Here is a 17,502-nt window from a genome sequence, read left to right on the forward strand (position 1 = left end):
GAGGGGTCAGCGGGTGCGGCCGTGCGCCGGGCGCAGGCTCACCGGCCGCACGTACTCGCCGACCAGCGAGCGCTGCCACCACGCACCGGTCTCCCGGCGCTGCCGGAGGTCGGTGAACCGGTACCGGTACAGCAGGGCGCGCACGTGGGACGGCGGGGCGTCCGGGAACGGGTTGCGGCGCAGCAACCGCAGCACCGCGCGGTCCCCGCCGAGCAGCTTGCGCAGCAGCGGGAGCAGCCACGGGTCGGCGTACCGGGGGGACAGCCCGGCGAACCACATCATCCAGTCCAGCCGCAGGTGGTACGGCGCCACCTGGGGCGGCAGCCGCCGAGGGTCACCGGGCTTGCCCTTGAACTCGTACTCCGACCACGCGATGTCCCCGGTGATCTCGGTGGCCCGGGTGCCCTCGATGACCACCTCGTAGCGGTCCCGGCTGATGCTGCCGAACGCGCCGTAGGTGTTCACCAGGTGCAGCGGGTCGAAGCTGTAGTTCATCAGCTGGCGACGGGAGACCAGGTTGCGCGCCGGCGCGTAGCTGAGCACCACCACCAGCACGGTCACCGCCAGCACCAGCCCCTGGTACCAGCTCGGCGCGGCACCGCCGGCCGGGGCCGTCACCCCGAAGACCCACCGGTAGTCCACAAGGGACAGTGCGAGCACGATGGTCAACCAGTTGAGCCAGGCGAAGTTGCCGGAGGCGACCAGCCAGAGCTGGGTGACCACGACCACCCCGGCGGCCACGGTGGCCACCGGCTGCGGCGCGAACAGCGCCACCGGTGCCACGAGCTGCGCGACGTGGTTGGCGGCCACCTCGACCCGGTGCAGCCGGTCGGGCAGGCGGTGGAACAACCAGCTCAGCGGCCCCGGCATGGGCTGGGTCTCGTGGTGGTAGCGCAGGCAGGTCAGGTTCCGCCAGCACGGATCGCCGCGCAGCTTGATCAGGCCGGCGCCGAACTCCACCCGGAACAGCAGCCAGCGCAGCAGCCACAGCACCAGGGTGGGCGGGGCGGTCTGCGCGTTGCCCAGGAAGATGGCCAGGAACCCGGTCTCCAGCAGCAGCGACTCCCAGCCGAAGCCGTACCACACCTGGCCGACGTTGACGATCGACAGGTACAGCGCCCAGAGCACGGCCCACAGCAGCATCGCCGCCCACAGCGGCAGCACGTCCGGCACTCCAGCGACCGCGGCCGCGGCGAGCACCACCCCGGTCCAGCCGACGGCGGCGAAGAACCCGTCCGAGTAGTGCAGGTGGAACAGGCTGGGCGAGCGGCGGAACGGCACCCGTTCCAGGAACCGCGGCACCGGCAGCAGCCCGCGCTCGCCGAGCAGCGGGCGGAACTGGTTCACCGCGACCAGGAAGGCCACCAGGTAGACGGCGCCGAGGCCGCGCTGGAACACCAACCGGGCGAACTCGTAGTCCGGGTCGACGAACCACCCCATCACGAGCCACTCCCTTTCCGCGAGAAGGCGCGCCGCAAGGCGGCGCCGGCCGCGTGGTAGCCGCACATGCCGTGCACCCCGGGACCCGGCGGGGTGGCCGAGGAGCACAGGTAGATCGCCGGGTTCCCGGTGGCGTACGGCACCCGCGCCAGCATGGGCCGGAACATCAGCCGCAACTGGTCGCAGCGTCCCACGGCGATGTCCCCACCCACGTTGTTCGGGTTGCGCGCCGCCACCTCGGCTGGGCCGCTGATGGTACGGGCCAGCACGGTGTCCCGGAAGCCGGGTGCGAACCGCTCGATCTGGCGCTCCACCGCCTCGGTCAGGTCGCCACGCCAGCCGTTCGGCACGTGCGCGTACACCCAGAGCACGTGCCGGCCCTCCGGCGCGCGGGTCGGGTCGAACAGGCTGGGCTGGGCGGCGATGAGGAACGGCGGTTGCGGCGGCGCACCGTTGTGCACGGCCCGCAGCGCCGCGCCGATCTCGGCCAGTGACGGTCCCAGGTGGACGGTGCCGGCGCGCCGGCACGGCTGCGCGGTCCACGGAACCGGCTCGGACAGCGCGTAGTCCACTTTGAACACTCCGGGGCCGTGCCGGTAGCGGCGGAACCGCTCGGCGAACCGGCGCGGCAGCGCGTCGCCGGCGATCGTGGCCACCTGCTCCGGGTTGGTGTCGAACAGGTACGCGCGGGCCGGGGGCAGCTCGCGCAGCGTGCGCACCGGGCGCCCGGTCTCGATCTTGCCGCCCAGCGAGGTCAAAAGCGAGGTCAGCGCGTCCGCGATCGCCTGCGATCCGCCGCGCGGGAACGGCCAGCCGCCCGCGTGCGCCGCCAGCGAGAACAGCAGCGCCACCCCGCCCGTCGCGGGCGCGGTGAGCGGCGCGATCACGTGCGCGGCCAACCCGGCGAGCAGCCCGCGGGCCCGCTCGCCGCGGAAGCACCGGGCGAGCACGGCGGCCGGGGCGGCGGCGCGCGGCCCGAACCGGCCCAGCAGCAGCGGGTGCCGGGGCAGCCCGGCCAGCGGTGCGCGCAGCACGTCCTCGGCCAACTCGTCCCACCGGTCCGCGAACGGCCGGACCAGCCACAGATAGGTGTCCCGGTCCACGCCGAGCGATTCGGCGGTCGCGGCGGCCGACCGGTCCAGCACGGCGGCGGAGCCGTCCGGGAACGGGTGCGCCAGCGGCAGGTCCGGATGCACCCACTCCAGGCCGTGGTCGGTCAGCGGCAGCGCCCGGAACGCGGGGGAGCCGGCGCCGAGCGGGTGCACCGCGGAGCACGGGTCGTGCCGGAATCCCGGCAGGGTCAGTTCCTCGGTGCGCGCCCCGCCGCCGACGCCGTCGGCGCCCTCGTACACCCGCACGGCAAGTCCCGCCCTGGCCAGGGTGACCGCCGCGGTGAGCCCGTTCGGACCGGCGCCCACCACGATCGCGTCGACGTTCGCCATACGCTCCATCGTCCGACTCTCGGCGCGGACCGCGCACGCCGCGCGCCGTGCGTGTTGCTGAACGCGCGCGGGGCTTCGCCGGGCTCGTCAGCGCGGCCCGTCCGGCTGCGGAACAGGCTGTCATCTCCCGACGCGCTACCCGTGCACGCGGCCGGTCATGCTCGGTCGGTGGTGTCGCGTAGCGTGCGGGAGGAGGCCTTCGGCCGCGAACGAGAACGTGGGGGTGTCGCCGTGACGACCAGCGCGGATGTCCTGATCGACGGGCTCGGCCGGATTCGCGAGGCGGTGCGCGGTGTGGTCCGCGGGGTGGTCCGCGGGGGCAGGCGGCGTTCGTCCGCGGCATCGCCCGCCGCCGGTAGCGCCGGTGGCGCGGCGACGTCTCATGCCGTGACGTCCAGGTTGGCGAGCACCCGGGTGGGCCGCAGCCGCACCACCAGCTCGCCGGGCACGCCGTTGCGCCGGCCGAACTCCTCGGCCCGCTCCTCGCCCACGTACCGGGCGGCGATCCGGGTGGCCGTGCGCAGCAGCTCGTCCGGGTCCTCCGAGGTCACCGCGGTGCCCTGGACCTGGACGAACCCGTACGGCGGCTCCTCGAGGTCGACGCACAGCGTCAGCCGGGGATCGCGGGCGATCGCCGCTCCCTTGGCGGTGTTCCCGCCGGTGTTGAACACGATCTCGTCGCCCTCCACGACGAACCAGATCGGCGTCACCAGCGGCCGCCCGTCGCGGGCGGTGTAGCCGAGCTTCCCGGTCCTGCTGCCGTGCTCCAGGAAGGCGCGGACGTCGGGATCGCTGATCGATGCCATGCCAGGCGACTGTAGGGCAGCGCGGCGGTGGCGTTCACGCCGGACGTACCGTGTACGTTCCATCGTGGTCGACCCCGATCCGGGTGCCGAACTCCCGGCTGGCCTCCTGCACCGTGCGGCGCAGCCACGCCGCGTCCTCGGGTGGTGCCGGCACCAGCCGCATGCGCCACGCCCGCATCGGCACCATGCGCAGCTCGGCCAGCGCTCCGGTGTCCGGGTACAGCGTGGCGAAATACAGCAGCCGCAGGTCGTCCCGGTACTCGCGGTAACCGTCGATGCCCTCGTAGTCGTCGATCGTGTCGCCGCACCCGTAGAGCACCAGCCGGCCCCGGTACACCTCGATCGGGCGCGGGTGGTGCGAGGAGTGGCCGTGCACCACGTCCACGCCGGCGTCGACCAGCCGGTGCGCGAACGCCACGTGGTCGGCGGGCACCTCGTAGCCCCAGTTGGACCCCCAGTGCAGTGAGACGACCACGACGTCGCCGGGTCGCCGGGTCGCCCCGACCCGCCGGGCGAGGTCGTCGGCGCTTGCCTCGGAGGTGTCCGGGACCAGGTGCACGCCGGGCCGGTCCGCGGTGGCGGCCCAGCTCGCCGGGATCCCGCTGGACGGCATGCCGCAGGAGAACACCAGCACGCGCCCACCGCCCGGCACCGCGACGGCCACCGGCCGGCACGCCTCGCCCGCGTCCCGCCCCGCGCCCACGCCGGCCAGCCCGGCCGCGGCCAGCGCGTCCAGGGTGTCGGTGAGCCCCGCGACGCCGAAGTCCAGCACGTGGTTGTTGGCCAGCGCGCACGCGTCCGGCCGGATGGCGGCCAGGCAGGGCAGGTTGGCCGGGCTCATCCGATAGTGCACGGCCTTGCCCGGGGCGAAAACGCCGTCGTCGGTGACGCTGGACTCCAGGTTCACCACCCGCACGTCGGGCGCCATCCGGTCCACCACACCCGCCGCCTCACCCCACGGCCAGCCGAAGTCCACCGGCCGGGGAATCGGTCCGTTGCGCGCCTCTGCCAGGCCGACGTAGATCCGCGCGTCGTCGACGGCGATCTCCCGCAGGGCCGGATCGGTGGGGTGCGGCAGGATCTGGTCGACGCCCCGGCCGGGCATCACGTCGCCGCACAGGAACAGCCGCACCGCACGCGGTCCCACGCCTCCACTGTGCCAGGGGGCGCGCCGGGTTCAACCCCGCCGCGCATCGGGTAGGCCACAGGCGACAGCGGGCGACTCGCCCGACGGCGCTGTCGCCGCCGGCGGACGTGGAGGTGACGAGATGGCAAACCAACCGACGCCGATCCAGGTGCAGAAGTTCCTGTCCGGTGTGGACTACCCGGCGAGCAAGGAGGACCTGGTGCGGCACGCCGAGCAGCACGGCGCGGACCGCCAGGTGCTCGACGCGCTGCGGTCCATTCCGGAGCGCCGGTACAACGGGCCCAACGCGATCAGCAAGGAGATCGCGCACAGCGGTTGAGCAGGGCACCGGGTAGTCGGGGGCGTTGCCCCTCGACTACGCGTGTGTGGGGTTGGTTCAGCCCGCGTCGTCCGGCCGCCGCTCGCCCTCCGGCTCGGCCGCCCGACCCTCCGGCCGCCGGTGCTCGGTCGTATGCGACCGCCTGGGGCACGTCGACGTCGATCGTCGCCTCGATCGTGGTCGCTGCGGCCTCCTGGTAGGACGGTGGCCGGCCGCCATGGTTGGGCGGCGCGCCGACCTGCCCCGGGCATACCCGCCACCGCGGGCGGGCACGCCCCGGGCCGCACGGTTTGTCCCGCTGGCTCTCGCGGGTAACACAAGAGTCGGACCTGCAACGACGGCAAGGCGAGGGAGGCGGATGCCATGCCTGGCCGGCAGGAGCTACCCAGCACGATTCGTCGCTCGCCGGCGAAGGCGCAGCGCACGTGGATCAAGGCACACGACTCCGCGGTGCAGAACTACGGCGAGGGGCGCCGTGCCCCCAGACAGCCTTCGCCGCGCTGAAGCACTCCTTCGAGAAGGTGGGCGACCACTGGGAGCCGCGGAAGGAGGGGATCCATCATGCCGCGCCCAGGTAGCCACCACTACGACGTCCGCCGCACCCACCTGCGCAAGGATTTCGAGCACCGCGGCGTACCCGACGAGCAGGCCGACGACGCGGCCAACGCGGAGCTGCAGCGGGACAACCCGCCCCAGCCGGTCGGTCCCGGCGACCGGGCCGGCAGGCCGCGCGGCACCCGTGGAACCAGCCGCGACGACCCCTCCGCCGACGAGTTCGCCCAGCCCCACGCCGGCGGGCTGGTGCTGCGCAGCTCGGCGTTCAGCGACCACGCCGTGATCCCGGACCGGTACTCCTTCGAGGGCGGGAACACCTCGCCGCCGCTGGAGTGGGCCGACCTGCCGCCGGGCACCCGGGAGCTGGCGCTGGTCTGCGAGGACCCGGACGCGCCCGGAGGGACGTTCGTGCACTGGGTGCTCGCCGGCATCTCCCCGGAGACCGGCGGGATCGCCGAGGGCCGGCCGCCCGAGGGCGCCGTGGTCGGCCGCAACGGTTTCGGCCGGCGGGGCTGGGGCGGTCCCCGGCCACCGGTCGGCGACCAGCCGCACCGCTACTTCTTCCGGCTCTACGCCAGCGACCGGCCGCTCGATCTGGGCCCGGCGCCCAGCGCCGACGACCTGCGGGCCGCGGTCAGCGGGCACGAGCTGGCCACCGGCACCCTGGTCGGCCTGTTCGCGCGCTGAAGACTTGTCCCACCCGGAGAAGCGCGAGGGGTGACCGTGATGAACCACGACATCTCCGATGAACCGCCGGACGAGCTGACCGAGGCCGACGAGGCGCTTCCGGAGCCGGAGGCCCCGGAGGCGGACGTGGCCGAGCAGCGGCGGCCCGCGGTGCCGGAGGAGGAACCGGAACCACCCGCCGAGGAGCCCGAGGCCGCCGAGGCGGACGTGGCCGAGCAACGCCGCGCCGTGCCCTACGACGAGGAGGAGTACTAGCGCGACGGGCGGGGCCGGTGGGGGTCGTGGGGCGCCAGCGACCACGGTGACAGCCCCGGCCGGGATAGGTTTGCGGGCGTCGAACGTTGAAATAGACATGAAGACGGCGTTCGTGTTCCAGGGTGGCGGCAGCATCGCCGCCACCCAGGTGGGAATGCTGCGCGCCCTGACCGAGGCGGGCGTCGCGGCCGACCTGGTGGTGGGCTCCTCCGCCGGCGCCATCAACGCGGTGCGCTTCGCGCTGGAACCGACCGCGGCAGGCATCGACCACCTCGAGACGCTGTGGTCCCGGGTCAAGCGCAGGGACGTCTTCCCGGTCACCGCGCAGGACCTGCTGCCCGCGCTGGTCGGCCTCGGTGGCGGGGTGGCGTCCAACCGGGCGCTGCGCCGCCTGCTGGAACGCGAACTCGGCGGGACCGACCTGAGCGAGCTCACGCTGCCCGCGTACGTGGTGGCGACCGACCTGGCCAGCGGGGATCCGGTGACGCTGTCCCGGGGGCCCGCGGTCCGGGCGCTGCTGGCCACCACCGCGCTGCCCGGGGTGTTCCCGCCGGTCGACATCGACGGGCGGCGTTTCGTCGACGGGGGGATCGCCTCGGTCACCCCGGTGCTCGAGGCCGAGGCGCTGGGCGCGGAAACCAGCTACGTGCTGCCGTCCATCGGCCCCAGTGACCCGGAGTCCGTGCCGCGCGGCGCCGGGCCGGTGGCGCTGCGCGCGCTCAGCCAGTTGCTGGGCCGCGCGTCGGCGAACGAGGTCGCCGTGGCGCGCCACCGGGTGTACGTGCTGCCGGCGCCCAGCCTCGGCCGTGCCAACCCGTTCGACTTCCGCAACACGCGCGCCCTGATCGACGAGGGCGAGCGGCTGGTGCGCGAGTGGCTGCACAGCCACCGCCCGCAGGCCGCCTGACCCCGCGGATCACCGGCGGGGCGGTCGCAGCGGCAGCGGGTGCAGCACCACGTCGTTGATGGCGCCGTCGCGGATCTCCGCGGTGAGGTAGGTGCATCGGGGTTGGCGGCGCCGGTCGGTGGGCGAGCCCGGGTTGAGCAGCCGCAGGCCCCGCGGCGTCACGCTGTCCCACGGAATGTGGCTGTGCCCGAACACCAGCACGTCGGTGTCCGGGAACAACCGATCGCAGCGCAGCCCGCGGCCGGCGGACGGGCCGGTCTCGTGCACCACGGCGAGCCGGACACCGCCCAGCTCGGCCCGGGCCACCTCGGGCAGCCGGGCGCGCAGCTCCGGTCCGTCGTTGTTCCCGACCACCCCGATCAACCGGCGCGAGCGCGCCTCGAGCCGGTCCAGCAGGTCGGCCTCGACCCAGTCGCCGGCATGGACCACCACGTCTGCGTCGTCCACCGCGCGCCACACTTCGTCGGGCAGATCCTTCGCCCGCGTGGGCACGTGCGTGTCGGCGATCAGCAGTAGTCGCATGCCGGACATTGTTCGCCGGGCATGTTCGCGTTACGACGTTCCGTCGCTCGTCCGGTCGCCCTTGGGCTTGCCGGGGTGTTCGGGATGCCGTGCGGCGCCGGATGCGCCGGCTGGGACGCGGTCGCCGGCGGGCCGGCTACCGGCGGGAGGGGCCCCTGTCGACGTCGGAACGCTGCTTGCCACACTCGGCCGCGCGCTCACGCTCGCCGTGGCTGGCGCCGTGCGGCCGGTGCCCACGCTCCTTGGACGCGCCCAGGGGCACCTGTGCCCGGCTGGGCTCGACGCCCTCCCGTTTCCGGGCCTCGCGGGCGCGGGCCCGGCGCTGGATGTTGTCGCCTTCCATCTGCTTGCCCTATGCCTGCGTTTCCCGGTCCGCGCGGCGCCCTAACCCTGCGCGGCGGGCCGCTCGGCGCCCGTTCCGCGACGCGCACCGCGGGTGCGTCGCCGGGGGCGCCACGGCGGCACGGGCGCGGCCGTCAGTGGAGGTTGGCCAACCGCGGCCACACGGCCGCCCAGGGCAGGTGCCGCCCGTCGCACACCGTGATCGGCACGCCCTGCTCGTCGCTGCGCACGGCGGCGCCGAGGTCGACCCTGCCGGCCACGGTGCACCGGTCGAACGCCGCCGCCAGCCGTTCCGGCGCGATCCCGACGGCGACCACGGCGTTCGCGGACTCGGGTGGCAGCCAGCGGGCCAGCTCGTTGTGCCCGCTGTAGGCCGGCGGCAGGTGGTGCTCGCCGCCGTACCGGTCCACGGCGCCCGCCTCGCCGTAGTCGTTGGTCAGCACCGCCGCGCCGGACCGCTCGTCGGGCGGGAGACCCTGGTACACCGCGGCGACCTGGGCGACCAGTTGGGGCCAGCCCACCCCGTCCCGCGCCTCCGGGTTCACCAGCGGCACCGGCGTTCGACCGAGCAGGTCCACCGGCAGCACCGGCAGCACGAACAGTGTGGACAGCGCCGCGTTGGCGGTGACCGCGACGACCATCCGGCGCCTCCCGGCGGGGCGGGCGAACCATGCCTCCAGCCGGACGCAGCCCACGGCCAGCAGCGGCACCAGGGTGCCCGCCGCATAGTCGATCCGCCCGTCGGTGAGCATGACGACCGCCACCACGACCGGATGTGCCACGCCCAGCGCCCGCACGGCACGCCAGCGCGGGTCGCGGAGCAGGCCGATCAGGCCGGCCAGCCACACCGGTACCAGCGGGACGCCGATCAGTGCGAGCTGTCCCGGCAACGCCAGCAGCCGGTTGCGCCCACCGCTCTGCGCGGCCATCGCGCCGGCCATGCGCAGTTGCGGCCAGTCGTGCGCCGCCTGGTAGAGCAGGTTGGGCAGCCCGATCAGCAGGGCCAGCGCCACGCCCACGAGCAGCCGGCGGTCGAGCAGCAGCCGGCGGGGGCCGGCGGCCGCCAGCCCCGCCAGGATTCCGATCGCCGGCAGCAGCACCAGGTGCTTGTCGTAGACGGCCAGGCCCACCGCCACGCCGGCGGCCAGCCACCAGCGGCCGTCCCCGCGCAGCAGCGCCCTGGTCGCGAACAACCACACCGCGCACCAGGCCACCAGGTCCGCGCTGTTGGTCAGCAGGGTGTGCCCGACCAGCAGCGGGTACATCCCGGTCGCGGTGCCCAGCGCGGCGAACACCTGCGCCCTGCGCCGGCCGCCGAACTCGGCGGCGATCAGCGCGGCCAGCACCACGGTGACCGCGGTGCACAGCGCGGCCGGGATCCGCACCGCCGTCACGGTGTCACCGAACAGCCAGATCCCCGCCCGGGCCAGCAGCGGCGTGAGCGGGGGAGTGTCCACGTATCCCCAGCCCGGGTGGGCGGCGAGGATCCGGAAGTACAGCTCGTCCCGGTAGTAGCCGTACCACGGGCTGAGCGCGACGAGCACGGCCAACACGCCCACCGCCGCGGGTAGCACCGCCGACCAGGACACCGGCGCCCTGGACACCGCGACGGGGCGTTCCGCGGTGGGCGCCGGGTGCCGCGCCGCCACCGCCGACGGCGGGCGGGTGGCGAGCGCCCCACCGTCCGCCGCCGCACGAAACCACGCCGGCAGACTCCCGTGCGGCATGCGCCACCCCTTCTTCCCCAAGCACGAACGGTGCACCCGCGCTCCGCGGCCGGCGGTCCGGCGACGACTCGGACCGCTCCGGCGCAGGTGGTACGGCACAGCCTGGGTGCCGGCGGGTCGAGCTTGGGCATACCCGCCCCGGCGTGGCCCGACACCTCACCGAGGCGGGCGCAACACTTCACCCGACCCGGGGTCGGGTATGCCGTGGTGGCACCCGGCGCCTACGACGCGCTCTCCGCCCCAGCGGGTCGAACCCGCGGGCGCTCCGGCTCGGGGAAGTGACCAGTCCGAGGCACGGTACGATCGGCACCGTGGTGGGGGATAGGTTGCTGGGGCGAATGACGCGTGGTGGGGGGATCCGGACGGAGCCGGTCACCACGATCGACGGCGTGTGGGAGGAAGACGGCGGGCGAGTCAGCCTGCGCTTCCTGTCCACCAGTTGGTCGTCGGTGCCTTCGCCGGTGACCAGGGAGGTTTTCCGCGGCTGGCTGATCAGGGCGTGGTGGATCTCGCTCGGCGTCACCGTGCTCGGTTTCCTGCTCTACCAGGTGTTCAGCGGCTGGCCGTGGCTGTGGTACCTGCCGGCGATCGTGTCCGTCGGCATGCTGGCCGGTTGGCTGTGCATCCGGGCGCTGGGCGAGGCCGCGGGGCTGCTGGACGACTTCTTCGGCATCCGGCGCCGGCTGCGCCGGCCGGTCAACCGCACCCGGCAGATGCGGCAGATGCCGCCGGAGACGCCGCGGTACGTGGTCAACTGCGCGTCGATCAGCCGGATCTGGGTGGACCAGCGCTTCCTGCGCGCCACCCTCACCGTGCGCACCGTCGACGGTCGCGGGGTGACCTACCGCATCTACGGCCCGGTGGCGCCGGGCAGGCTGATCGGCCTGGTCACCGACCGGATCGGGCGGGAACGGATCATCCGCCAGGACCGCGCCCGGGCCCGCCGCTGATCTGCTCGCCCGGTCAACGGGCTGCCGACCGGGGCCGGGCCCACGGTTCAGTCCGCCGCCGGGCCTGCCCGTGCCGGTGGCCGTGTGATGCCACCGGTATCCGCTCACCAGTTCCGCACGGACTCGCGCAGGATGCCGGCGATGTCCTCCTCGCCCACCGGGCGCGGGCAGGTCGACAGCAGCCGCTGCTGCTTCATGGTGCCCGGCACCAGATCGGGCACGTCCGACTCGCCGTAGCCCACCGCACCGATGCCGTTGGGGATGCCGACGTCCCGCATCAGGTCGATCAGCACCCGGGGTAGCTGCTCGGCCGGATCGCGCTGCTCCTCGGTGTCCGGGCCGAGCAGCCGGGCCGCCCGCAGGTGCCGCTGCGGCGCGGACGAGAAGGTGAACCGGAACGCCGCCGGCGCGGTCAGCGACACCGACTGGCCGTGCGGCACCAGCGGCTCGTCCGGTGGATACCCGGCGGGAACGTAGTCCCGCACCATGCCGGCGATCGGGTAACCGTTGGCATGCGGAATATGCACGCCGGCGTTGCCGAAGCCCATGCCGGCGAAGGTCGCCGCCATCATCATGTCCATCCGGGCGTCCACATTGGTCTCGCCCTCGCGGACCGCGGTGCGGAACGACCTGGCCAGCAGCGTCATCGCCTTCTCGCACCACAGGTCGGACACCGGGTTCGAGCCGCAGTAGGTGACCCGCTGCTCGGGCCGCTTGCGGTCGAACGCGCGGTAGTCCTTGGCGGTGTAGGACTCCACGGCGTGGCAGACGATGTCCATCCCGGCCGACGCGGTGACCTCCGGCGGCAGCGTCATGGTGAGCAGCGGATCGACGATGGCCATGGTCGGCCGCAGCCGCCAGTGGCTGATCCCCGTCTTCACCCGCATGGACAGGATGTCCATGACGCACATGGCGGTGCTCTCCGAGCCGGTGCCCGCCGTGGTCGGCACCGCGATCAGCGGCTTCAGCGGCCCGGGCGGCGCCTTGGCCTGCCCGATCGGCTTGTTCACGTAGTCCATGAGCGCACCGGGATGGCTGGTGAGCAGGTTGACCGCCTTGGCGGTGTCGATCGACGAGCCGCCGCCGACCGCCACGAAGCCGTCCCACGGGCCCTGCTCGATCGCGTAGCCGGCGGCCTTGTTCAGGCTGTCGTCGGTCGGCTCGACGTGCACCCCGTCGAACACCTCGGCGGTGATGCCGTAGCGCTTGATCGTGTCCACGATCCGGTGCGGCGCGCCCGCGGCCGACACCCCGGGATCGGTGATGACCAGGACGCGGCTGACCCCGTACTGGGACAGCTCGAAGCCGATCTCGTCGGCGGCTCCGGCGCCGAACTTCAGTGGCGGCGCGCCCCAGGTGAAGATCGTCTCTTCGGTGAGGTTGACGTTCGCGGTCACCGCACCCCCCAGCCAGGCGTAGCTGCTCTGCGGTGCCACATCGTGTGGCTCCACGTCGACGGCGTTGGCGCGCGGATATGGATCACCGTCGCACTCGGATTGTTCCGGGTCAATGAAGGAGTCCTCCTTTCCGCCCGCGCCCGCGATATCCGGACGGGCGCTCCACCGATTCAGCGAACCCGCCGCCGCGGCGGCGGGGCGGCCTACCGTCCCGCGCGTACCGCCTCCGGCAGCGCCGGCCGCACCCGTTCCTCCCAGAACCGGAAGAACGCGTCCTGCTCGGGCCCGATCTGCTGGACGTAGACCTCGTCGTAGCCGGCGTCGAGCGGCCGGACGAGTCGGTGTCCGGCCGAGGCGGTGACGGCGGCATGGACGTCGGAGGTTCGACGCGGACCAGCTAGCCGCGCGTGCGGTGGTCCGTGTCGGCTTCGCCGACCCGCAGCGGGCCGTGGAGGCCTGACCTGCGAGGGGCCGCCTAGTCCACCGGGGATTCGCCGGAGCGGCTCAGCCCGGCCAGGATGCGCTCCATGACGTGCGGGTCCACCCCGGGTGGCTCGTCCGCAAGGCGTTCCGCGGCCGGCGAGCGCCGCGGCTCCCGGTGTGGCAGCGGCACCGACGAGGCGTTCACCCCGCCCGGCAACGGCAGCTCGCACCACATGACCTTGCCGCGGTGGTCCTTGTGCACGATGTCCACCCGCCGGCCGTTCAGGGCGGGCGGCTGGCCAGCCGCCGAGGCGGGCTGGTCGTCCTCCACCTCGACCACCAGGCTGTCGCCGCGCAGCCGCAGCCGCACGGTGACGAATCCGGGTGTCCCGGAGCCGGTGCCGTCCACGGTGGCCTGCACCAACCGGCAGGCCACCTCCGCCGCCTCGTCCGCCAGCGGCCGCAGGGACCACTCGCTGAGCGTGAACCGGACGAACATGTCGGCGCACTTCACGGCGCTGGGCTGCGCGATCAGCTGAAGGTCGTCGACCTGGGTGGTGTGGGTGTTCACCGGGATCCCTTCCTTCGTCGCGCCATGTGCAGGCTGCAAGCCTCACCCGAAAGCCGCATCTTGCCAACTGGAGCCTGGGCGACGCCGGGCAGGTCCGGGGTGCGCATGTCACGATTGCGTAACCGGCCCCGCGGTGTGGTACCGCGGGGCCGGTTACGCGCTCCGGGCCAGTCAGTCCTCCTCGTCCGGCGCGGAGTGGTCGGCCACCCCGGGCGTGGGGTCGCGGGACAGATCGATCAGCGGGTGCACTCCCGCGCCCTCCGGCGCCGCGTGGCGCGGGCCCCCGTGAGCGGATGGGTCCGCCGCGGACTCGTCTTCGCTCTTCTGCTTGCTCATGAACAACCTCCGATTCGACGCCGCCACGCTAGGGCGTGCCGATCTCGCTCGCGACCGGTTCCGCGTCGATGTGGTGTACGGCATTCCCACTTCCCAGACGCATCGGGAGGGTGCCGGGTTCGCCCCGCGCCCACCACAGCCGCCGGGCATTGCGGAATTCGGGCGAGGCCACACCCGCGCCATGGTCACCGCACGTGCTTGGGGTGCCGCGACAAGGGGGATGCTACCTGGGCTTATCGTGTATCCGTTCGGATTATTGCCGGCCAACCCGACTATTGCGGCACACTGGCGATGTGAGGTATTCGAAAACCGGGTGGTACGCGGTATTCGAGAGTGCCGAACAGCCGCACGGGTGGGACGAGCGGGAGGTCGAGGCATTCTCCGGAGCGCGCGAGGCCCTCGTCGTCGACTCGCGGCTGGGTCGTCTGGTGCCGGCCTGCCGCCAGCCGGGTTTCCTGGAGTTGCGCCCATGTGAACGGGTCACCAGCGTGGTGTCCTGCCAGCCGGGATGGTGGGTCTGCGGCCCCGACCGGCGGGAGGCGGTCGTCGCGTGGCTGATCTCCCATGACGGCAAGGGGGTGCCGCTGGTGCCCTCGCGCGGCGAGGGCGTGGCGTGGCCGGCGGCGCCGACCGCGACCCTCGTCGGGCCCGAGCCGCCCGGTGAGGACGGCGGCGCCGATGCGGGGGTGCGCATGCCCAACGGGCGCGGCACCCGCTACGGTCCCGAATCGCCTGCGCCGATCGGGTAGAGCAGCCCGAGCGCGTCGTCCAGCCACGATTCCGCGACGACCAGCGCCCACCCGGCCTCGCCCAGCTCGGCGAGCAGCGACTCCTGGTCCAGCCGCCGGTCCAGGACCGCCGCATCCAGCGGGTCCAGCCGAGGATGGGTGAGTTCGACGTCGTCGGCGGCCACCCGCAACACCGCCGCCAGCGGCGCGGACAGCCCCGGATGGCCGGCGGCGGCGCGAAACACCGCGGGCGCCGCGAGCACCCGCTGTACTCGCGCGTCCACGGTCGGCAGCACCTCGGTCAGCGGCGGGCGCAACGCCGCCCACACGCCCCCGGCGGCGCGCCGGTCGGCCGCGCTCGGCGACCATTCGGCACGCTCCAGGCCACGCCAGGCCTCCCGGAGCGCCGCACGAAGCCGCTCCGGCGGGGGTGGCCGACCGGCCGACGAGCGGGGCGGCAACTGCGGCGGTGCCATGGGCCTAGCCTGCCCGGCGGACCGGCACCGCACCAGCGCGCCGCGGGGCCGGTGGCCGGGCGCCGCGTGGCGACCTCGCCCGGCGCTCCCGTTCCGCGCTGGACGTCTTCGTCGCCCGCGCGCACCCGACGGCTCTATCCCACGCCCGAGCGCCACCCGTCGCCGGTTCACCACTGGTGACCCGGGCTCACCCGGGCGTCGCGCCCGCACCCGGCTCTCGACGCCGTCGGGGAACCGCTGCCACTGTGGCGGCAGGCGCGCCGGAGGACCGGGCGCGGGTGCGGCGGAGGGTGAGGCATGACCAAGTCACTGCGGGAACTGTCGGACCGGCTGGAGATCCAGGACCTGCTCGTCGACTACAGCGACGCCGTCGACCGTCGCGACTGGGACGCGCTCGACCACGTGTTCACCCCGGACGCCGTGATCGACTTTCGGGCCACCGGCGGCGCCCACGGCGACCTGCCCACCATCAAGGCGTTCCTCGCCGACGCGCTGTCCCACTTCACCGCCTCGCAGCACCTGGTGGCGGCCAGCAAGATCGAACTGGCGGGGGACACCGCGACCGGCCGCACCATGTGCCACAACCCGATGGTGCTCGACGGCCAGGTGATGTTCGTCGGGCTGTGGTACGTCGACCGCTTCGTGCGCACCGAGGCCGGTTGGCGCATCCGGCACCGCGAGCAGGAACTGGCCTACCTCCACAACGCGCCGAGCGGCCGGTAACCCCGGGGCCTGTTCGGTTACCACTACCAGCAGGACCTGGACTTGGCCGCCGAGGGTGAGCTGGTGGCCCGCCAGGTCGCCGCCGAGTGCGGGGAGACCGCGCACGTCGCGGTGCTGGACGGGGTGGACGTCGTGTACGTGTGCAAGATCGACTCGATGGTCGGTCCAGCTCCGGAACAGGCTGTCAGATGCTGGCCGGCCGGCGGAAGGTGAGTGCGACCGCCAGGCTGCAGCAGGCGAACACCACGGCCCCCGTGAACGCCTCCGTCATGCCGGTGACCAGCACGTGCTGCGCGGTGACCCCGGCGCCCCGGGCGGCGTGCCGGGTGGCCGTGCCGAAGATCGTCACCAGCACGGCGAGGCCGAGCGTCGCGCCCACCTGCTGCATGGTCTGCAGCACCCCGCCGGCCGCGCCGGCGTCCTGCGCCCGCACCGACGACATGACCAGCACGTTCAGCGGGGAGAACGCCAGGCCAATGCCGACGCCCATCATCAGCATCGGGCCGAGCAGGCCGGGCAGGTAGCTGGTGGCCGGGCTGAGCCGGGTCAGCCAGCCCAGGCCCGCGATGATCAGCAGGGTGCCGGTCACCGCCAGCGGCTTGGGCCCGAACCGGGGGAGCAGGGTAGGGATCAGTCGGGTCATCGTGAACAGCGCCGCCGCCATGGGCAGGAAGGCGAAGCCGGTGGTCAGCGGCCCGAATCCGCTGATCTCCTGGAGGAACTGGGTCAGGAAGAAGAACATCGACATCATGGCCATCGGGCCGAGGAAGAAGTTGAGGTAGGCGGACGCGCGGTTGCGGTCGGCGAACAACCGCAGCGGCATCAGCGGTTCCGGGCTGCGCGCCTCGATCAGCAGGAAGGCCACGAGCAGGACCACGCCGCCGGCCAGGGCGAGCAGGGTCGCCCGGTCACCCCACCCGAACGTGGCGGCGTGGATGAACGCGTACACCAGTGCCGCCACTCCAGCCGTGGCCGTGACCGCGCCGGGCAGGTCCAGCCGGGCGGGGTTGCGCTCCGGGCGGGCCACGAATCGGCCGGCGAGCAGGGTGACCGCCGCGCCGAACGGCACGTTGATGAACATCACCCACCGCCAGGACAGCAACTCGGTGAGCAGGCCGCCGACGACGAGCCCGATGGCGAAGCCGCCGCTGGCGACGCCGGAGAAGATCGCGAGTGCGCGGACCCGTTCCCGCGGGTCGGTGAACGTGGTGCTGATCAGGGCCAGCGTGCTGGGTCCCGCCGCGGCCGCGCCGAGCCCCTGGGCGACACGGGACAGCAGCAGCCAGGTGGCCGAGGTCGCCAGCCCGCCGGCGAGCGAGGCGAGGGTGAACACGGCCGTGCCGGCGATGAACATGCGGCGGCGGCCGACGATGTCGCCGGCCCGGCCGCCGAGCAGCAGCAGGCCGCCGAAGACCAGCGTGTAGGCGTTGAGCACCCAGGACAGCCCGGTGGGGGAGAAGTGCAGGTCGGCCTGGATGCGCGGCAGCGCCACGTTCATCACCGTGGCATCCAGGATCAGCATGAGTTGGCAGGTCACCAGGACCGGCAGGGCGAGGCGGTGCGGGCGCGGCGTCACCCGCTCTCTGGCATCCGCGGCGTCGCCCACGGTCAGGGTCTGTTGGCTCAAGGAGGTGCTCCAGCGGTGGGGAGAGAAAACCGGAGAACGTCTCCGGATCGGTCGGGGGTAGCATATGGAGGCCGCCTCCGGTTGCGCAAGCCTATTCGGAGAGAGTCTCCGATTCCACTGGT

The 17,502-nt window shown here is 73.5% G+C and carries 19 protein-coding genes and 2 pseudogenes; 9 read left to right on the top strand and 12 right to left on the bottom strand.

Annotation, left to right across the window (positions count from 1 at the left end; all coding sequences use genetic code 11):
* Positions 1 to 6 precede the first annotated feature (6 nt).
* The 4 genes and pseudogenes from FFT21_RS03180 to FFT21_RS03195 form a co-directional block, all read right to left on the bottom strand.
* Entirely contained in the window at positions 7 to 1,440 is a 1,434-nt protein-coding gene (locus FFT21_RS03180; protein ID WP_137812339.1) for a lipase maturation factor family protein, read from the bottom strand.
* Positions 1,440 to 2,900 (bottom strand): annotated as a pseudogene (locus FFT21_RS03185) (phytoene desaturase family protein); the annotation flags it as partial. The pseudogene FFT21_RS03185 and the gene FFT21_RS03180, both read right to left, overlap by 1 nt.
* Positions 2,901 to 3,262: 362 nt before the next feature.
* Positions 3,263 to 3,688: a PPOX class F420-dependent oxidoreductase gene (locus tag FFT21_RS03190; RefSeq protein WP_137812193.1), complete on the bottom strand. Its 426-nt coding sequence runs from the start codon at positions 3,686 to 3,688 to the stop codon at positions 3,263 to 3,265.
* A 34-nt stretch (positions 3,689 to 3,722) separates the two neighbouring features.
* Entirely contained in the window at positions 3,723 to 4,835 is a 1,113-nt protein-coding gene (locus FFT21_RS03195) for a CapA family protein (RefSeq protein ID WP_137812194.1), read from the bottom strand.
* Positions 4,836 to 4,956: 121 nt separating this feature from the next.
* On the opposite strand from FFT21_RS03195, the gene FFT21_RS03200 reads away from it, so the two are divergent.
* The 5 genes and pseudogenes from FFT21_RS03200 to FFT21_RS03220 all read left to right on the top strand — a co-directional run bounded on the left by FFT21_RS03200 (position 4,957) and on the right by FFT21_RS03220 (position 7,558).
* Positions 4,957 to 5,154, top strand: coding sequence for a DUF2795 domain-containing protein (locus FFT21_RS03200; protein WP_137812195.1), 198 nt, complete (start codon positions 4,957 to 4,959; stop codon positions 5,152 to 5,154).
* A gap of 363 nt (positions 5,155 to 5,517) precedes the next feature.
* A pseudogene (locus tag FFT21_RS03205) lies at positions 5,518 to 5,702 on the top strand (ChaB family protein); the annotation flags it as partial.
* Positions 5,703 to 5,826: 124 nt separating this feature from the next.
* Complete coding sequence (locus FFT21_RS03210; RefSeq protein WP_137812340.1) at positions 5,827 to 6,396, top strand: YbhB/YbcL family Raf kinase inhibitor-like protein; 570 nt, start codon at positions 5,827 to 5,829, stop codon at positions 6,394 to 6,396.
* 39 nt (positions 6,397 to 6,435) lie between these two features.
* Positions 6,436 to 6,651, top strand: a complete 216-nt coding sequence (locus FFT21_RS03215; RefSeq protein ID WP_137812341.1) for an Rv3202a family protein — start codon at positions 6,436 to 6,438, stop codon at positions 6,649 to 6,651.
* A 97-nt stretch (positions 6,652 to 6,748) separates the two neighbouring features.
* Positions 6,749 to 7,558 (top strand): patatin-like phospholipase family protein, encoded by an 810-nt coding sequence (locus FFT21_RS03220; RefSeq protein WP_137812196.1) that lies wholly within the window; start codon positions 6,749 to 6,751, stop codon positions 7,556 to 7,558.
* Between the two features lie 9 nt (positions 7,559 to 7,567).
* Here the strand turns inward: FFT21_RS03220 and FFT21_RS03225 are convergent, their stop codons facing one another.
* From FFT21_RS03225 to FFT21_RS03235, 3 genes are all read right to left on the bottom strand, one after another.
* Positions 7,568 to 8,080, bottom strand: coding sequence for a metallophosphoesterase family protein (locus FFT21_RS03225; RefSeq protein WP_137812197.1), 513 nt, complete (start codon positions 8,078 to 8,080; stop codon positions 7,568 to 7,570).
* Between the two features lie 136 nt (positions 8,081 to 8,216).
* On the bottom strand, positions 8,217 to 8,423 hold the full coding sequence (locus tag FFT21_RS03230; RefSeq protein WP_137812198.1) for a hypothetical protein: 207 nt from the start codon (positions 8,421 to 8,423) through the stop codon (positions 8,217 to 8,219).
* A 133-nt stretch (positions 8,424 to 8,556) separates the two neighbouring features.
* Complete coding sequence (locus FFT21_RS03235) at positions 8,557 to 10,149, bottom strand: ArnT family glycosyltransferase (protein WP_137812199.1); 1,593 nt, start codon at positions 10,147 to 10,149, stop codon at positions 8,557 to 8,559.
* A gap of 389 nt (positions 10,150 to 10,538) precedes the next feature.
* On the opposite strand from FFT21_RS03235, the gene FFT21_RS03240 reads away from it, so the two are divergent.
* Positions 10,539 to 11,099, top strand: a complete 561-nt coding sequence (locus FFT21_RS03240; protein ID WP_137812200.1) for a hypothetical protein — start codon at positions 10,539 to 10,541, stop codon at positions 11,097 to 11,099.
* 104 nt (positions 11,100 to 11,203) lie between these two features.
* On the opposite strand, the gene FFT21_RS03245 is transcribed toward FFT21_RS03240, so the two are convergent.
* From FFT21_RS03245 to FFT21_RS28735, 3 genes are all read right to left on the bottom strand, one after another.
* Positions 11,204 to 12,496: a hydroxyacid-oxoacid transhydrogenase gene (locus FFT21_RS03245; protein WP_137812342.1), complete on the bottom strand. Its 1,293-nt coding sequence runs from the start codon at positions 12,494 to 12,496 to the stop codon at positions 11,204 to 11,206.
* Between the two features lie 475 nt (positions 12,497 to 12,971).
* Positions 12,972 to 13,490, bottom strand: coding sequence for an ATP-binding protein (locus tag FFT21_RS03250; protein ID WP_137812201.1), 519 nt, complete (start codon positions 13,488 to 13,490; stop codon positions 12,972 to 12,974).
* Between the two features lie 171 nt (positions 13,491 to 13,661).
* Positions 13,662 to 13,826, bottom strand: a complete 165-nt coding sequence (locus tag FFT21_RS28735) for a hypothetical protein (protein ID WP_153816530.1) — start codon at positions 13,824 to 13,826, stop codon at positions 13,662 to 13,664.
* A gap of 293 nt (positions 13,827 to 14,119) precedes the next feature.
* On the opposite strand from FFT21_RS28735, the gene FFT21_RS03255 reads away from it, so the two are divergent.
* Complete coding sequence (locus tag FFT21_RS03255) at positions 14,120 to 14,575, top strand: hypothetical protein (protein WP_137812202.1); 456 nt, start codon at positions 14,120 to 14,122, stop codon at positions 14,573 to 14,575.
* Here FFT21_RS03255 and FFT21_RS03260 read toward each other — a convergent pair.
* The gene (locus tag FFT21_RS03260) at positions 14,542 to 15,030 is read right to left on the bottom strand and encodes a hypothetical protein (protein WP_137812203.1); all 489 of its coding nucleotides are present in this window, start codon (positions 15,028 to 15,030) and stop codon (positions 14,542 to 14,544) included. The genes FFT21_RS03255 and FFT21_RS03260 overlap by 34 nt on opposite strands.
* Positions 15,031 to 15,327: 297 nt before the next feature.
* Here FFT21_RS03260 and FFT21_RS03265 point away from each other — a divergent pair, with 297 nt between their 5' ends.
* Positions 15,328 to 15,753, top strand: coding sequence for a nuclear transport factor 2 family protein (locus FFT21_RS03265; protein WP_137812204.1), 426 nt, complete (start codon positions 15,328 to 15,330; stop codon positions 15,751 to 15,753).
* Between the two features lie 42 nt (positions 15,754 to 15,795).
* Positions 15,796 to 15,966, top strand: coding sequence for a hypothetical protein (locus FFT21_RS03270; RefSeq protein ID WP_225978059.1), 171 nt, complete (start codon positions 15,796 to 15,798; stop codon positions 15,964 to 15,966).
* Here FFT21_RS03270 and FFT21_RS03275 read toward each other — a convergent pair.
* Entirely contained in the window at positions 15,938 to 17,380 is a 1,443-nt protein-coding gene (locus FFT21_RS03275; RefSeq protein ID WP_371856702.1) for an MFS transporter, read from the bottom strand. The genes FFT21_RS03270 and FFT21_RS03275 overlap by 29 nt on opposite strands.
* Between the last annotated feature and the right edge of the window lie 122 nt (positions 17,381 to 17,502).

This window comes from Gandjariella thermophila, from assembly GCF_005405885.1.
Classification (GTDB): Bacteria; Actinomycetota; Actinomycetes; order Mycobacteriales; family Pseudonocardiaceae; genus Gandjariella; species Gandjariella thermophila.

Excerpts from the sequence above, each read along its gene's own strand:
- FFT21_RS03200 (WP_137812195.1), top strand. The coding sequence starts at position 4,957 with ATGGCAAACCAACCGACGCCGATCCAGGTGCAGAAGTTCCTGTCCGGT.
- FFT21_RS03230 (WP_137812198.1), bottom strand. The coding sequence starts at position 8,423 with ATGGAAGGCGACAACATCCAGCGCCGGGCCCGCGCCCGCGAGGCCCGG.
- FFT21_RS03260 (WP_137812203.1), bottom strand. The coding sequence starts at position 15,030 with ATGGCACCGCCGCAGTTGCCGCCCCGCTCGTCGGCCGGTCGGCCACCC.
- FFT21_RS03215 (WP_137812341.1), top strand. The coding sequence starts at position 6,436 with ATGAACCACGACATCTCCGATGAACCGCCGGACGAGCTGACCGAGGCC.
- FFT21_RS03235 (WP_137812199.1), bottom strand. The coding sequence starts at position 10,149 with ATGCCGCACGGGAGTCTGCCGGCGTGGTTTCGTGCGGCGGCGGACGGT.
- FFT21_RS03225 (WP_137812197.1), bottom strand. The coding sequence starts at position 8,080 with ATGCGACTACTGCTGATCGCCGACACGCACGTGCCCACGCGGGCGAAG.
- FFT21_RS03265 (WP_137812204.1), top strand. The coding sequence starts at position 15,328 with ATGACCAAGTCACTGCGGGAACTGTCGGACCGGCTGGAGATCCAGGAC.
- FFT21_RS28735 (WP_153816530.1), bottom strand. The coding sequence starts at position 13,826 with ATGAGCAAGCAGAAGAGCGAAGACGAGTCCGCGGCGGACCCATCCGCT.
- FFT21_RS03190 (WP_137812193.1), bottom strand. The coding sequence starts at position 3,688 with ATGGCATCGATCAGCGATCCCGACGTCCGCGCCTTCCTGGAGCACGGC.
- FFT21_RS03220 (WP_137812196.1), top strand. The coding sequence starts at position 6,749 with ATGAAGACGGCGTTCGTGTTCCAGGGTGGCGGCAGCATCGCCGCCACC.
- FFT21_RS03180 (WP_137812339.1), bottom strand. The coding sequence starts at position 1,440 with ATGGGGTGGTTCGTCGACCCGGACTACGAGTTCGCCCGGTTGGTGTTC.